This window comes from Mesorhizobium sp. 1B3, from assembly GCF_050958605.1.
In the GTDB taxonomy this organism is placed as follows: Bacteria; Pseudomonadota; Alphaproteobacteria; order Rhizobiales; family Rhizobiaceae.
In genome coordinates this window covers 262,801-277,126 of record NZ_JBJHDO010000009.1, presented here as the reverse complement: position 1 = coordinate 277,126, position 14,326 = coordinate 262,801, and the positions used below count along the sequence as shown (strand labels likewise).

At 61.9% G+C, this 14,326-nt stretch carries 11 protein-coding genes and 1 pseudogene; 2 read left to right on the top strand and 10 right to left on the bottom strand.

Annotated features, from left to right (window positions below; translation table 11 throughout):
• The first annotated feature begins 23 nt into the window (after positions 1-23).
• On the top strand, positions 24-1,058 hold the full coding sequence (locus ACCO56_RS23525) for an extracellular solute-binding protein (protein WP_433643297.1): 1,035 nt from the start codon (positions 24-26) through the stop codon (positions 1,056-1,058).
• A 134-nt stretch (positions 1,059-1,192) separates the two neighbouring features.
• On the opposite strand, the pseudogene ACCO56_RS23520 reads toward ACCO56_RS23525, so the two are convergent.
• The 10 genes and pseudogenes from ACCO56_RS23520 to ACCO56_RS23475 all read right to left on the bottom strand — a co-directional run bounded on the left by ACCO56_RS23520 (position 1,193) and on the right by ACCO56_RS23475 (position 12,549).
• Positions 1,193-2,524, bottom strand: a pseudogene (locus tag ACCO56_RS23520) (ISNCY family transposase).
• 217 nt (positions 2,525-2,741) lie between these two features.
• Positions 2,742-3,446: a nucleic acid/nucleotide deaminase domain-containing protein gene (locus ACCO56_RS23515; RefSeq protein ID WP_433643296.1), complete on the bottom strand. Its 705-nt coding sequence runs from the start codon at positions 3,444-3,446 to the stop codon at positions 2,742-2,744.
• Positions 3,447-3,658: 212 nt separating this feature from the next.
• Positions 3,659-3,886: a hypothetical protein gene (locus tag ACCO56_RS23510; protein ID WP_433643295.1), complete on the bottom strand. Its 228-nt coding sequence runs from the start codon at positions 3,884-3,886 to the stop codon at positions 3,659-3,661.
• Between the two features lie 70 nt (positions 3,887-3,956).
• Positions 3,957-5,105, bottom strand: coding sequence for a porin (locus ACCO56_RS23505; RefSeq protein WP_433643294.1), 1,149 nt, complete (start codon positions 5,103-5,105; stop codon positions 3,957-3,959).
• Positions 5,106-5,272: 167 nt separating this feature from the next.
• Entirely contained in the window at positions 5,273-6,472 is a 1,200-nt protein-coding gene (locus ACCO56_RS23500; RefSeq protein ID WP_433643293.1) for a porin, read from the bottom strand.
• Between the two features lie 253 nt (positions 6,473-6,725).
• Positions 6,726-7,880, bottom strand: coding sequence for a porin (locus tag ACCO56_RS23495; RefSeq protein WP_433643292.1), 1,155 nt, complete (start codon positions 7,878-7,880; stop codon positions 6,726-6,728).
• 836 nt (positions 7,881-8,716) lie between these two features.
• Positions 8,717-9,874 carry an N-acetylglucosamine-6-phosphate deacetylase gene (gene nagA, locus ACCO56_RS23490; RefSeq protein WP_433643291.1) on the bottom strand — a complete coding sequence of 386 codons (1,158 nt, stop codon included), beginning with the start codon at positions 9,872-9,874 and terminating at the stop codon, positions 8,717-8,719.
• Positions 9,871-10,896, bottom strand: a complete 1,026-nt coding sequence (locus ACCO56_RS23485) for an SIS domain-containing protein (protein WP_433643290.1) — start codon at positions 10,894-10,896, stop codon at positions 9,871-9,873. Before ACCO56_RS23485 ends, nagA begins: the two co-directional genes overlap by 4 nt.
• Complete coding sequence (locus ACCO56_RS23480; protein WP_433643289.1) at positions 10,893-11,672, bottom strand: GntR family transcriptional regulator; 780 nt, start codon at positions 11,670-11,672, stop codon at positions 10,893-10,895. The genes ACCO56_RS23485 and ACCO56_RS23480 overlap by 4 nt, the downstream gene beginning before the upstream one ends.
• The gene (locus ACCO56_RS23475; protein ID WP_433643288.1) at positions 11,665-12,549 is read right to left on the bottom strand and encodes a BadF/BadG/BcrA/BcrD ATPase family protein; all 885 of its coding nucleotides are present in this window, start codon (positions 12,547-12,549) and stop codon (positions 11,665-11,667) included. Before ACCO56_RS23475 ends, ACCO56_RS23480 begins: the two co-directional genes overlap by 8 nt.
• Before the next feature lie 434 nt (positions 12,550-12,983).
• On the opposite strand from ACCO56_RS23475, the gene ACCO56_RS23470 reads away from it, so the two are divergent.
• On the top strand, positions 12,984-14,243 hold the full coding sequence (locus ACCO56_RS23470) for an ABC transporter substrate-binding protein (RefSeq protein WP_433643287.1): 1,260 nt from the start codon (positions 12,984-12,986) through the stop codon (positions 14,241-14,243).
• The last annotated feature ends 83 nt before the right edge of the window (positions 14,244-14,326 follow it).

Sequence of the window (14,326 nt, the reverse complement as noted above, 5' to 3'; positions counted from 1 at the left end):
GCCCCAACAATGGGAGTAGCGAGATGAACTGGAAACTGACCGCAACCGCCGTCGGGCTGGCGCTGCTCGGCTCGACAGGCCTGGCAAGCGCCGAAGGCGAGCTCAACATCTTCAACTGGGGCAACTACACCAGCCCGGAGCTGATCAAGAAGTTCGAGGACACTTACAAGGTCAAGGTCACCGTCACCGACTACGATTCCAATGACACGGCGCTCGCCAAGATCCGCCAGGGCGGCCACGGCTTCGATATCGTGGTCCCGTCGGCGAGCGTCATTCCCGTCTGGATCAGCGAGGGCCTGCTTCTCGAGACCCGCCCGGACCAGATGGAAAATTTCAAGAACGTCGATCCGCGCTGGGTCGACGTGCCCTTCGACCCCGGTCGCCACTACACCGTCCCCTGGCAATGGGGCACCACGGGGATCACCGTGAACACGTCGGTCTATTCGGGCGATCCAAACACTTCGGCGATCTTCATGGACCCGCCGCCCGAACTCGTCGGCAAGGTCAACGTGCTGCCAGAAATGATCGACGTCATGCACATGGCCATCCACTATGAGGGCGGCGAGTTCTGCACCGACGACAAGACGGTTCTGAAGAAGGTCCGGGACAAGCTGGTCGAAGCGAAGCCGAAATGGCTGTCGATGGACTACGGCAACGTGGACCGTTACGGGAAAGGCGACATTGCCGCCGGGACCAACTGGAACGGAGCTTCCTTCCGGGCTCGCCTGCAGAACGACAAGATCGTCTACGGCTATCCCAAGGAAGGTTATCCGATCTGGATGGACAATGTGTCCGTGCTCAAGGACGCCAAGAACGTCGAGAACGCCAAGCTCTTCCAGAACTTCATCATGGACCCGCAGAATGCGGCCATGATCTCGACCTTCGCTCGCTACGCCAACGGCATCAAGGGGTCGGAAGCCTATATGCCCGAAGACATGAAGACGGCGCCGGAAATCGTCATTCCGGAGCAGTATGTGTCGGCTGGCCAGTTTAGCAAGACCTGCTCACCGGAGGTCATGGCGCTCTATACCAGGATCTGGACCGAGATCCAAAAGTAGCGACCAAGCTGCCCCGGCGTTTATCCGCCGGGGCTTTTTTCTGGTCTGCCCTACAAACGCCCTGCCGGCCGCCAGTTGCGCAGCGGTGAACGCCCGGCTCGCACCGGCCGCGGCCTTTGCGAAGTCGGCAGGTGTCAGGTCGGCCTGAGGCGGGCGAAGAGGACGAGATTGTAGGCCACCACCGAGGACCAGACATAGGTCTTGAAGTGGTCGAGGCCGCGCCAGGTGCAGCGGGACAAGCCGTAGGCGCGTTTCAGGCAAGAGACACCGGCTTCGATGCCGGCGCGAAAGTTGCGCAGCTTGCGATACACCCAGCGGCTCTTGACCATGTCCTCGATCCTGAGACCACACTTCTTGTGGAAGGCCATGTCGGAGACGCCCCAGGCCTTGGCCTGTTTCAGATTGGCGCGGCTGGCATAGCCGCCGTCGGCCGCCGCCTGACGTGGCGGCTCCCCATACCGGTCGATGTGGCGCTGAAGCATCGGCAGGAACCGCTCGCTGTCAGCCGGGTTGCGGGCTTCGATCACCAGATCGAGAACCATGCCGCTCCTGCCCGCGGTCAGGTTGAGCTGGCCATAATGGACGTCGCGGCTGCCCTTGACGATGATGTCGGCATGCGGCTCGAACAGGCTCACCAGCTTGTCGGCGGCCGGCACCGCCTCGCCGGCCAGGACCCGCCGCTCGGTCTGGGCGATGATCTGCTCGATCAGCGGCCGATAATAGTGGACCTGGGCCAACCACTGTTCGACGGCCAGGTCCCTCACCGGTGTCAGCCGCTCAGCCGCGTCATGGAGATAGCCGAGCGTCGTGCGCGTGATCCTGAGCAATTCGCGATAGAGCTGAACCCGTTTCAGACGGCCGCGGCAATATTTGATCGCCCGCGCCCGCTTCTTGGCTGCGCGACAGTGATCGTGCCATGGAATGATGCTTCCCAGTACATCCGCTTGCCGCAACAGCCGTATCATTACCCGCACGGCGTCCCACAACAGGCTGCTGTCGCTCGGCTCGTGGATCGTTGCAGCGGTGACGGTGCTGTCGACACGCACGACCGTGCCGCTTTCCAGCTTCTCGTGCCGGGCGCTCGCCAGCAACACCTCGTTGATCTCTTCCCAGGTCGACGCCCGGATCGCGCTGATCGTCTTGTGCAGCACCGACTTCTTCGGGCTCCACCCCCATGGCAGCCGGGCAAACGCCCGGAATGAGGCGGAGTCCTCCAGGTGAAACGCCAGTTCCTGGTAACTGAGCTGGCGGTATTGCTTGAGCAGCGCGCAGCGCACGACAGCCTCCGCCGGCAAGCCTTCGCGGCCGGTTTCATTGATCTAGTGACGGCGCAGGTCCCGCGTCACCAGGCTCAAGAGATCGCCGTGTTCGTCCAGCCAGTCGGACATGGCCTTCAACTCACGGCCGATCTCGTGTCCGGCGAAAAGATCGAATATGCTGGCCTGGACGGTGCGTTCTTGGCGCATTGTCGGCTCCGGCGGTTTCGGGTTTCCCTTTGGAATCAGTCGCTCAATGCCAAGGTGTACCTGAAATCGTCGGGCTCGCCCGCACGGAAATCGCGATTCCTCAAATAACTTCAGCAGCTTGCCGTTTATGGACGGGAACTAGTCTAGATCGGTGGTTCGCAACAGCGGCCCGAGTTCGAGGATGTCTGGCATGCGCCCTTGTCTGGATCCTCTGTCCTTACCATGGTGCCTCTCTGGCTCCACCACCAGACAAGACCTCGAGTCCTAGCCGCTCGGCCAGGTCCGAAGCGAAATGTGGATGCGAGAAGTTTTCATTGGCGACATTTCGTACGCCATGGGCGTTCTTGGTGTGCCCCTCCGAAAAGGAGATGCGTGCACGCTTGAGAACAGCGGCGCATTCAGGGCAGCAGGGCTTTGATACTCCGATGTATCGACGGTGCGCCTTGAGCTTGTGATCCAGCATGAACTGGAGTAGTTGCATTTCTGCATGGTAATTATTCATGTAGGTGTGAACGCCAGTAACAAAAATCGCTCTATCATAACCAAGTCTGTTTCGGGAATCTTCAGAGGTTGCAGAAAAAATATCAAACAATTCCAAATTGCTATCTGCTATCGGATCTCCTTTGTTCAAATTATTCTTTACAGTATTGTGATCTTTCCAAAGAGTATTTTTGCTTCTAGATCCTATGTTCGCGAGGTGCTGTTTGGTTACAAAAAAATTGTTGGCGGCGATTAATAAGGTCGCCCCGATTTCCATGACCGCGACGCACCGAAGCGTCGCATCACTTGTCTTTAGGGAAGGCGATCCGGTCTTTTTCCCGATGGGCGCCTTATCGGCCATCATTCGGTGGCCTTCGTTCAAAATGGCAATCGCAACACGATCAAGATAATCCAGTCTGGTGTTGTTAGAGAAAGTAGCCATTCCAATTCCTCATTCGCCAACTTTTGGGTAGTATGCAATCCCCGCGGGTGGGAGTCGATGCGGGCCTTTTCATTTCCAATCCCTGGACCAACCACGATGGCGCTCACTGGCGAGCAGAAGCGTCCTCACCTCCGCCGTCCTGAAGCCGAACAGTACCGCAATTCTACAAGGACCCGCGCTGGTGCGGCCCGAATGGGATCAGACAGCAGGCGCTAGTCAGAGACCTGTTTACCTGCCAGCGTTGCGGCTGCCTGTTGATTACGGTCAATCGCCACCATCCACGAGCGGCAGTGGTAAATCACAAGATCGCGCACAAGAGCGACGTGGCTCTGTTCTTCGATTTGGAGAACACGGAAAGTGTCTGCAAGGCCGATCACGACGCTCTGATCCAGAAGGAGGAAGCGCGAGGTTATGTGATCGGCTCGGATCTCAGTGGCCATCCAGTTGATCCTGAGCGCGGTAGCTGCCACCACGACCAGCCGAAGGACGAGGTCAGGATGGTCGGCAAGTTCAGAAGAATCGAGTGAACCGCAGGAAGGCGGCAACGGAACCGTCGAACGTGTCCACCTTGTCGTAGTTGGCTTCAGCGCGAACTTCGAAATCGTCGACCGGCAACCATACGAACGACAGGTCCGCGCTGTAGCCATTGAGGCCGGTCTTCTCGTCGCTCAGCGCCTCATAGAAATCGTTGAAATACTGGAAGCCAGTCGACGCCGAAAACTTGGGCGTGAACACCTGGTTGTAGGCGGCAAGGACCGACCATTCCGCATTGCCGGAACCACCGCTGATGCCGGCATAGCTGCTTTGGGTGCCATACATATGATCGGCGTCGGCGTACCAGCCCATGAGCCGGATCTCGCCACCTATCCTGGTCAGGTTGATCTGCGCGCCCAGTTCGGCCCCGAAACCGCTATCGTCGAATTCATTGTAGGATTCGTCATAAGCCAGGCGTCCCCAGACCGCGCCCCATTCTGCCTGATAGCCGATCAGGCCGGCGGCGTCCGGAATGAAGCCGCGACCTTCCAGCGCGTCATCCTCGAGCGAGACGACGCCGAAAACGCCCCTGTCTGCCCCGAAATTGTACTGGATGAGGTGGCGTTCCTGATCCCCGTACCAGAGCTGGCCATCCGAGAAGGAGCCGCCATTGGTCACGTCGAAGATCGTTTCCGCCCAGGCGGACTCGGTATATCCCATGCGTAGCCCGCCAAGCGACAGCCAGGCCTGATCGGTGGACACCGGCCCGTCGGCGAACGCCCCAGGCAGTTCGTTTCCCCAATCCGCCTGAAAGCGCACGAAGGCGCGCAACCGGCCCCATTCCGTCTCCGAACGCGCATCGATATTGACACGCGGTCGGGTGGACTTGTTCCAGCCGCCGGGCAGAAAGCCCTGGTAGTTCGGCGTATCGCCGCCGATGACATTGCCATCCGCATCCACGACCAAGCCGTCGTCGTTCGTCGCGCCGATCTGATACCAGATATAGCCGGAAACTCTCACGCAGGTTTCAGTGTCCGGTATATAAAAGAAACCCATACCGTAGGCATCGCAGACACGGACATACCCGACCGGCTCGGGCTCCGGCACTGCGGATGCGTCCGCGGCGTAGGCGGATGTAGCGGCAAAGGCTATGGCGGAACCGAACAGGAGCGTCTTCGGCTTCATGCAAAATCCCGCTTCGTCGAACTGCCGACCAGGCGCTGTCCGGAACGATCTCAGCGTTCCAAACGATTCACTTGGTTGTAAATTCAGCTCAGCCGGTTCGTGGGAGCGGGCACAGCCGGATCCCACGAGCCAATCGTCAGCGTTTGCTTAAATTAGGCTTTCCCCGCTCAGAACCGACGCAAGAACCACAGGAAGCCACTGACCGTTCCGTCGAAATCGTCCACCTTGTCGTAGTTCCCCTCGGCCCTGATTTCGAAGTTGGTCACCGGCTCGTAGACCAGGGACAAATCGATACTGTAACCGTCCAGTCCGGTCTTCTCGTCGCTGAAGGCTTCGTAGAAGTTGCTGAAATACTGGAAGCCGGTCGAGGCGCTGAACTTCTCCGTGAACTGCTGGTTGACGGCCGCAAGCGCCGACCATTCCGCGGCGCCGAAGCCGCCGCTGATGCCGCCATAGGAGCTAAACGTGCTGTAGGCGTTGTCGGAGTCCGCGTACCAGCCCATGACGCGGAACGAAGTGTTCGTGTTGGGGACGTTGATCTGGGCTGCGAGTTGGGCACCGAAGCCGCTCTCCTCGAGTTCGCTGTCGAGGCCTAGAAATTCATCGTCGGTATCTGGAAGATCCCCCCGGGCATTGTCATAGCCCGCCCGCGCCCAGATGGCACCCCAGCCGCCCTGGTATCCGAGGAGGCCCACCACGTCGGGAACGTAGCCGTCGCCGGCGAGGGCATCGTCTTCGAGCGAGAGAACGCCGAACAGACCTGTTTCGCCACCGAAATTATACTGGATCAGGTGGCGCTGCTGGTCGCTGTACCAGAGCGCGCCATCCGAAAAGGAACCGCCATTGGTGACGCCGAAGATCGTCTCGGCATAGGCAGAGTTGGTGTAACCCATGCGCAGGCCGCCGATCTGGAGCCAGCCCTGGTCGATCGCAACCGGGCCATCGGCGAATGGATTCACATCTTCGTCGGCCTGGCCCCAATTCGCCTGCAACCGAATGAAGGCCTGCAGCGTGCCCCATTCCGTTTCGGAGCGGGTGTCGATGTTGACGCGGGCGCGCGTCTGCTTGTTCCAGCCATCCCCGGCGAAGCCGTTGAAGTTTGGCGTGTCGCCTCCGATGACATTGCCGTCGGCGTCAAGAATGAGGCCGTCGTCATTGGTCGCCCCGATGCGGTAACGGATGTACCCGGAAATGCGCAGGCAGGTCTCGGTGCCGGGGATATAGAAGAAACCCTCGCCGAAGACGTCGCATACCCGGACATATTCGACCGGCTCCGGCTCGGCGACGACGACTGCGTCGGCGGCACGAGCGCCGGTTGCCGCCATCAGCAGGGCGGCGGAAGTCAGAAGAAGGCTTTTCGGACTCATTCGGAATCTCCCGATTCGTTGAACGCGGTCCGAGTGCCAGATCCCTCAATTCTTGTTTTCGGGTCGGATGGCGTCCCCCGACGTCATCTGCCTGTTGCCCCCGCCCCCTCGCGGTCGGACAGATTCGCTATGCCGCGATTCATTCGGGAGAATGGCTACTATGCGGCATGCCCAATGGACAGGCAACAACGACCAAACAAAACAAACCCGGCGGCAAGCGCCGCCGGGTTCGTGTGTTGCATATTCGCTACAATCAGAAGCGACGCAGGAACCAGAGGAAGCCGGAAACCGAGCCGTCGAGGTCGTCGACCTTGTTGTAGTTGGCTTCGGCGCGGATCTCGAAGTTCTGCACCGGCTCGTAAACGACCGACAGGTCGACGGCATAACCGTTAAGACCGGTCTTCACGTCGCTCAGACCTTCGTAGAAGTTGTTGAAGTACTGGAAGCCGGTCGAGGCGCTGATCTTGTCCGTGAACTGATGGTTGACGGAGGCAAGCGCAGACCACTCGGCATTGCCGTAACCACCCGTCACGCCGCCGAAGGGGCTCTGGGAGCCGTAGGCATTGTCCGAGTCGGCATACCAGCCCATCAGACGGATCGAGGTGCCGCTGTTCGGGATGTTGAACTGCGAGCCGAGCTGCACGCCGAAGCCGCTGTCGCCGTTGTCGAGCGGGGTGCTGTTGTAGGAGTTGTCGTAACCGACGCGAGCCCAGACGGCAGCCCAGCCGGCCTGATAGCCGAGCACGCCGACGACGTCCGGAACATAGCCGTCACCTTCCAGCGCGTCGTCTTCGAGCGAGACCACGCCGAACAGGCCCGTGTCGCCGCCGAAGTTGTACTGGATGAGGTGGCGCTGCTGGTCGCCGTAGTAGAGCGAGCCGTCAGAGAACGAACCGCCATTGGTGACGCCGAACACCGTCTCGGCCCAGGCCGACTGCGTGTAGCCCATGCGCAGGCCACCGAGCGAGAGCCAGGCCTGATCGACGCCGACCGGGCCGTCCGAGAAGGGGCTGGGACGGTCGTTGTCGAAGTTCGACAGACCCCAGTCCGCCTGCAGACGGACATAGGCCTGCAGCATGCCCCACTCCGTTTCCGAACGAGCGTCGAGGTTCACGCGGGCGCGGGTGCGCTTGTTCCAGCCGTCGCCTTCGTAGCCTTCGAAGTTCGGCGTGTCGCCGGCAGCGAGGCCGTCGTCGCTGGTGGCGCCCACCTTGTACCGGACATAACCGGAGATGCGCAGGCAGGTCTCGGTGCCGGGGATGTAGAAGAAGCCCTCGCCGTAGACGTCGCAGACGCGCACATATTCCACCGGCTCAGGCTCGGCCACGACAACTGCATCAGCGGCGCGGGCGCCGGTGACAGCCACAAGCCCGGCCGCAGAGCCGAGAAGGAGGCTTTTAATGTTCATTTTCAATAGCTCCAGTTACAGTCAGATTCGGCACGGCGAGCCCTCGCGACAAAGTTGGGAGGCCTTCGTCGAAGCAACGCCGTCCGCCACGTTTTGCAAGGATGATTCCCACCCGCCCCTTGCTCGTGTAAGGGCCGTTTATTTCAGCCTCGCGACATCGGCAACGACTTAGACGTGCATAAAAGACGAATTGGACACACTGTGGCACGAAGGTCACAGATCGACCTCGCGCTTGACAAACGGTAGCCACAAAGGTGCCGGTTCGTCGACCCGGCCGACATGTCGGTCCCCGGCATGGGCACTGCCCAGCCAAACCGGCGGATGCCTTTTCAACCCCGATGCGGAGTGCTCGCAGACGGCTGCGTCAACCCTCTCCGAGGAGCTTGCCCTTCCCTGTCCGGCCAACGGCGCGAGCCCCTTCCACGGTTATCACGCCTCGGTATAATCTTCTGATATGTAACAATCTTTTGGTCGGCAAAGGATTTATTCGCAAGTCTTGCAAAGAGAAACCGATGATGAAGGCACCGGTCGCGGAGGCTTTTCTAGCAATATTTGAAGACTGTACAGAAGCTCCGCGATACAACACCCCTGGTGCGTCGCCGGTTGGACACAGGTCGCGAATTCCAGCATGAGATCACAGACTATCGGCGGGACGGCATTGGAGTCATCGATGGCCGCTCTTCATGTCACTATGGCTCACGTAGATGTCGTTGAAGTACAGTGAGCCGCCAGCCCCCTAATCTTGGGACTTAACCTGAGGTTGTATGCGCCAAGCGTGGAATTAGGCATTCCATCGCCTTGAGGGCCATCGCCGGCATTGCCCCGGCGGAGGACGATCAGACGAAGAAAACCTGCTCGCCGCGGATCCAGACGCCGAGCACGTCCAGCCCCTTCGACAGGTGGACGAGATCGGCGCGCGCGCCCTTGGCGAGGCGGCCGTGCGAGCCGTCCAGGCCCATGGCCCTGGCCGGGTAAAGCGAGGCCATGCGCAAGGCTTCCGACAGCTCGACCCCGATCGTCCGATGCATGAAACGCACGGCCGAGATCATGTCGAGATCGGCGCCGGCGAGTGTGCCGTCCTCAAGGGTGAGCCGGCCATCGGCGCGGGTGATCGTGCGCCCGTTCAAGGTGAAGGACGTCATGTCGGTGCCGATGGTCGCCATCGCGTCGGTGACGAGGAACAGCCGGCCCGGCGAGCTTTTCGCCTTCACCGCAATCCGGATCGTTGCCGGATCGACATGAAAGCCGTCGGCTATGATCCCCGCGAAGAATCTCCCCGAATCGATCGCCGCTCCGGCAAGACCCGGCTCTCGATTGGTGATCTGGCTCATCGCATTGAACAGGTGGGTTGCCATCGAGGCGCCGGCCTCGGCACAGGCGATCGCTTGGGGATAGCTCGTGTCGGAATGGCCCAGGCTGACGACGATGCCCGCCTTCACCAGCCTTTCGATGCGAGCCGGCTCCACCGACTCCGGCGCGACGGTGGTCAGCAGCACCGGCACTTTTTCATGGGCGGCGATCAGCGACGCCTCGGCCCCATCGTCCATGGGACGGATCAGCGCCGGGTCGTGCGCCCCCTTCCGGGCAATCGACAGATGCGGTCCCTCGAGATGCAGGCCCAGGAACCCCGGCACCTTGCGCCGGCCGGCTTCGGCACCGGCCTCTACCGCGCTCCGGGTGATCTCGGGCGTATCCGTGATGAGCGTGGGCAGCAGCGCGGTCGTGCCGAAGGGCGCGTGAGCGGCGCAGATGGTTCGGATCGCCTCGACATCCTGCCGATCGTTCAGCATGATGCCGCCACCGCCATTGACCTGCAGGTCGACGAAGCCGGGAACGAGCATGCCGTCCACCGAGATGACCTCGTCTCCCGCCGGCAGGCCGGAAGCGGCGACGATACCCTCGACCACGCCGTCGCGCAGCACGAGCGCCGATTCTTCATGCCAGCTGTCGCCGTCGAAGATTGTTGCCGCCTTGATGGCGATGGCGTCGTTCATACCGTTTCGGTGACCTTGTTCAGATGTCGGGGCTGGTCAGGATTGAGGCCGCGATGCCGCGCGAAAGCCTCGACGAAAGCGTAGAAGCTGACGATGAGGGCGAGTGGATCGGTCAGCGGGTGGCCGGTGGCGGCGAAGGGCAGACGGCGCGAGGTCTTCGCCAACGCCGAGGTGGTGAAAACTGTCCCTCCCTTGCCGACCAGCCGATCGGCGGCCTCCGCCACCGATGGCTCGGACCGGTCGCGTGCCGCGAGCGCCAGCACGGGAAAGCCGGGCTGTACGAGCGCCATGGGTCCATGCATGACCTCGGCCGCGCTATAGGCCTCGGCATGTACGCCACAGGTCTCCTTGAATTTGAGCGCCGCTTCGTTGGCGATGGCCAGAGAAGGCCCGCGCCCGAGAATGAACAGCGAATTCGCGCTGTCGAACGCGCCGGCCAGATCCATCCAGTCGCAGCCGATAGCCGTGCTGAAATGTTCAGGCAGTTGGCGAAGCGCGGCAACGAGCTCCTCGTCATTGGTGCTGTGCGCCATCAGGGCGAGCCCGGCGACGGCCGAATTGACGAAGGTCTTGGTCGCGGCGACACTGCGCTCCTTCCCTGCCAATATGTCGATCGCGTGGTCGGAGCCCCGCGCCAGCGGCGAGTCCGCCGTGTTCGTGACGGCGATGGTCAGCGCGCCGCCCCGTTTGGCCTCTTCGGCCATGGCAACGATGTCCGGGCTCTTGCCCGACTGCGAGATCGCCAGGCAGGCCGATCCTGCAAGGCGGAGCCGCGCGCCGTAGATCGAGGCGATGGAAGGACCGACCGAAGCGACCGGCAGGCCGGCCGTGAGCTCGACGGCATATTTCATGAAGGAAGCCGCGTGATCGGACGAGCCGCGCGCCACCGTGACGACGAAGCGGGGATCGCGCTGACGGATATCGCGCCCGGCCTCGGCAAGCACCTTCTCCGCGCCATCGAGCAGACGAGCGACGGCCTGCGGGATCTCCTCGATCTCTTGGCGCATATGTGTGGGTTTCATGGTCGGCCTCCTGCACTTTCCTCGGAGTCGCCGAGACGCAATTCGGCGACGAAATCATAGGCGTCGCCGCGATAGACGGAACGGGTGAATTCGATCACCCTGCCCGTGGCGAGATAGGAAACCCGCTCGATGTTGAGGCTCGCGGAACCAGGCGCCACCTCGAGCAGGCTTGCATCCGTCTCGCCGAGATTGGCGGCTGAGATGCGCTGCACGGCACGTACCGGTCGCAGGCCGTCGCGCTCCAAGACGGCGTAAAGCGAAGTGCCTATCACCGAGGGATCGGGCAGCACGTTGGCGGAAAGCGAAGCCCGCTCGATGGCGAGAGGCGTGTCGTTGGCGACGCGCAGCCGCGCGATCCGAGCCACCATTTCCCGTGACGACAGGCCGAGCACCATCATCTCCTCGGGGGAAGGCGGATAGATGCCGCGTTCCAGCCATTGCGATCGCGCCGACAAGCCCCGTCGTGCCATGTCCTCGGTGAAGGAAGTAAGCCGCGACAGCGATTGTTCAACCCGCTCCAGCCGCGGCGCCACGAAAGTGCCGGAGCCGTGACGCTGGACGAGGATCCCGCCCTTCACCAGGTCCCGCACTGCCTTGCGCACGGTGACCCGCGATACGTCTGCCTTCAGCGCTATATCGCGCTCCGAAGGCAGCGCGTCACCGGGGCCGATGAGACCGTTGCGGACGGCATCTTCTATGGATCGCTTCAGTTTCAAGTAGAGCGGAGCCCCGGCCGGGCCGGCCGTCCTGAAACCGGAGAAGATCGCGTCAACCATGCGCCGCCTTCCGGCCCGCGCCGAAATGGCGCACGGCCATCTGAACCGCGCCGCCCAGCGCATCCTGCAATGGCGGTTTCAGCAGTGCACGATAGTCCTGGGAAAAATAAGGAACATAGAGCCCGGCAAGCCCGCCATGCAGGCAGAGCCGGTCGTCCGGCCCGAGCTTCAGCGCGGCGAGCGCTTCCTCGATGTTACGGATGGCGCGCCGAAGGACACGCAAGGCAGCCTCGTCTCCCTTGCCGGCGAACTCCAGGACCATGGGCGCAAGCGCGGCGAAGTCGCCCGGCTTCGACGCGGCTCCGAACTTGACGATGTTGCGCGGATCGCCATCGAAGCGCTCCAGCACGGCATCGGTCAGGCCGGAAGAGGGGTGGATGTCGTCATGGGCGAGAAGCGTTTCCTGCAGGAGGTCGCGGCCGAGGCGCGCCCCGCTGCCGAGATCGCCCAGCATGAAGCCCCAGCCGCCTATGGTCTGGAAACGGTCCCCTCGTCGAGACATGAAAATCGACCCGGTGCCGATGATGGCGATCGCGCCGTCGTGGTCGCCAAGCGCGCCGTTGAGCGCGATGAGCGCATCGCTTTCCACCAGGCTTTCGCGAAATGGAAGAATTTCGAGGAGCTGCTGCTTGAAGCCGCCGACATTGGTGCCGGCCAGGCCGAGCACCGCGCCCACCGCCGGGATGAGGGCCGGGTCACGCCCGGCGTCGACAAAGGCCAGGCGCGCCGCCTCGACAATATTGGCGCGCGCACCATGAAGGTCGGTCATGATGTTGGCGGCGCCGCTCCTGCCACGGCCGAGCACTTCGCCTGCCGCGCTCGCGAGCGCCGCACGGCAACTCGTGCCGCCTCCGTCTATCCCGAGCACCAGTTCCACGATGGGCCACCTCCTGTCTGGATAATACCAATAAAATACCATTAGCCAAGGCTAAATTTTTACGCGCTTCGACCTTCAGATCCACAGAATTCCTCCTTTAGCTTGGGTACTTTACTTACGGCCGGCAGCATTGCTGCAGCAACGCGATCCATCTCCGCTGGACAAGTGGTATTTTTTTGGTATTGTCGACAATCGAAGGAGGAGTTTGGAGGAGCGCCGCGAGCGAATTCGCGATGCGACGCCGTGCACGCTTCAAGACAGAACCAGGTGATTTCCCCGAGCCTCGTCACTCGGCGAGTGCGGGCTTTTGCTGGCGCTTCATCCAGCATTTCGGGGCAACAAGTTCGACAGGCGCCCCATTGTCGAGGCGCGTTTCGGACCGGGGAGCAGGCGCTCTCGATACGGTATCGACAAGGTCAACAGGGAGACTGACCATGACAAGACAGGCACTGACGGCACTATTGCTCGGCACGACCACGCTCTGCTTCGCAGGCGCCGCGGCCGCGCAGGACGCCACGCTCACCATCGAGAGCTGGCGCAACGACGACCTCACCATCTGGCAGGAGAAGCTGATCCCGGCCTTCCAGGCGAAACATCCCGGCATCAAGGTCGTGTTCGCGCCATCCGCGCCGACCGAATACAATGCCGCCCTCAATGCCAAGCTCGACGCCGGCTCGGCCGGCGACCTCATCACCTGCCGGCCCTTCGACGCCTCGCTCGAGCTCTACAACAAGGGACATCTGGCTGATCTCACCAGCCTGCCCGGCATGGAAAACTTCACCGACGTCGCCAAATCCGCCTGGCAGACCGATGACGGCAAGGCCACCTTCTGCGTGCCGATGGCCTCGGTCATCCACGGCTTCATCTACAACAAGGATGCCTTCGACCAGCTCGGCATCGCCGTGCCCACGACGGAGGCCGAATTCTTCGCCGCACTCGACAAGATCAAGGCCGACGGCACCTACATCCCGATGGCGATGGGCACCAAGGATCTCTGGGAAGCCGCCACGATGGGCTACCAGAATATCGGCCCCAACTACTGGAAGGGCGAAGAAGGCCGCCTCGCGCTGATCAAGGGCGAACAGAAGCTGACCGACCCACAGTGGGTCGAGCCCTTCGCGACACTCGCCAAGTGGAAGCCCTATCTCGGCGACGGCTTCGAAGCGCAGAGCTATCCGGACAGCCAGAACCTCTTCACGCTCGGCCGTGCCGCCATTTATCCGGCCGGCTCCTGGGAGATCGGCACCTTCAACACCCAGGCTCAGTTCAAGATGGGTGCCTTCCCGCCGCCGGTGAAGAATGCCGGCGATACCTGCTACATTTCCGACCACAACGACATCGCCATCGGCCTCAATCCGAAGAGCAAGAATGCCGATGCAGCCAAGCAGTTCCTGTCGTGGGTCGCTTCGGACGAGTTCGCGACCATCTACGCCAATGCGCTGCCCGGCTTCTTCAGCCTGTCGTCCAAGCCGGTGAAGATGGAGGACCCGCTCGCCCAGGAATTCGTCTCCTGGCGCGAGAAGTGCAAGCCGACCATCCGCTCGACCTATCAGATCCTGTCGCGCGGCACGCCGAATCTCGAGAACGAAACCTGGGTCGAATCGGCCAACGTGATCAACGGCACCGACACGCCGGAAGTCGCGGCCAAGAAGCTCCAGGACGGGCTCGACAGCTGGTACAAGCCGGCCAAGTAGCGCCGGGCCAAAGGCGCCGTTCCTCCGGTCAAAGCAGGAGCGGCGCCTTTGGCGCATTTCCCCGCAGGCTGATAGCGAGCGAA

Bases quoted from the DNA above. Each gene is read 5' to 3' on its own strand.
- ACCO56_RS23525 (WP_433643297.1), top strand. From the start codon at position 24: ATGAACTGGAAACTGACCGCAACCGCCGTCGGGCTGGCGCTGCTCGGC.
- ACCO56_RS23515 (WP_433643296.1), bottom strand. From the start codon at position 3,446: ATGGCTACTTTCTCTAACAACACCAGACTGGATTATCTTGATCGTGTT.
- ACCO56_RS23510 (WP_433643295.1), bottom strand. From the start codon at position 3,886: ATGGCCACTGAGATCCGAGCCGATCACATAACCTCGCGCTTCCTCCTT.
- ACCO56_RS23505 (WP_433643294.1), bottom strand. From the start codon at position 5,105: ATGAAGCCGAAGACGCTCCTGTTCGGTTCCGCCATAGCCTTTGCCGCT.
- ACCO56_RS23500 (WP_433643293.1), bottom strand. From the start codon at position 6,472: ATGAGTCCGAAAAGCCTTCTTCTGACTTCCGCCGCCCTGCTGATGGCG.
- ACCO56_RS23495 (WP_433643292.1), bottom strand. From the start codon at position 7,880: ATGAACATTAAAAGCCTCCTTCTCGGCTCTGCGGCCGGGCTTGTGGCT.
- nagA (WP_433643291.1), bottom strand. From the start codon at position 9,874: ATGAACGACGCCATCGCCATCAAGGCGGCAACAATCTTCGACGGCGAC.
- ACCO56_RS23485 (WP_433643290.1), bottom strand. From the start codon at position 10,896: ATGAAACCCACACATATGCGCCAAGAGATCGAGGAGATCCCGCAGGCC.
- ACCO56_RS23480 (WP_433643289.1), bottom strand. From the start codon at position 11,672: ATGGTTGACGCGATCTTCTCCGGTTTCAGGACGGCCGGCCCGGCCGGG.
- ACCO56_RS23470 (WP_433643287.1), top strand. From the start codon at position 12,984: ATGACAAGACAGGCACTGACGGCACTATTGCTCGGCACGACCACGCTC.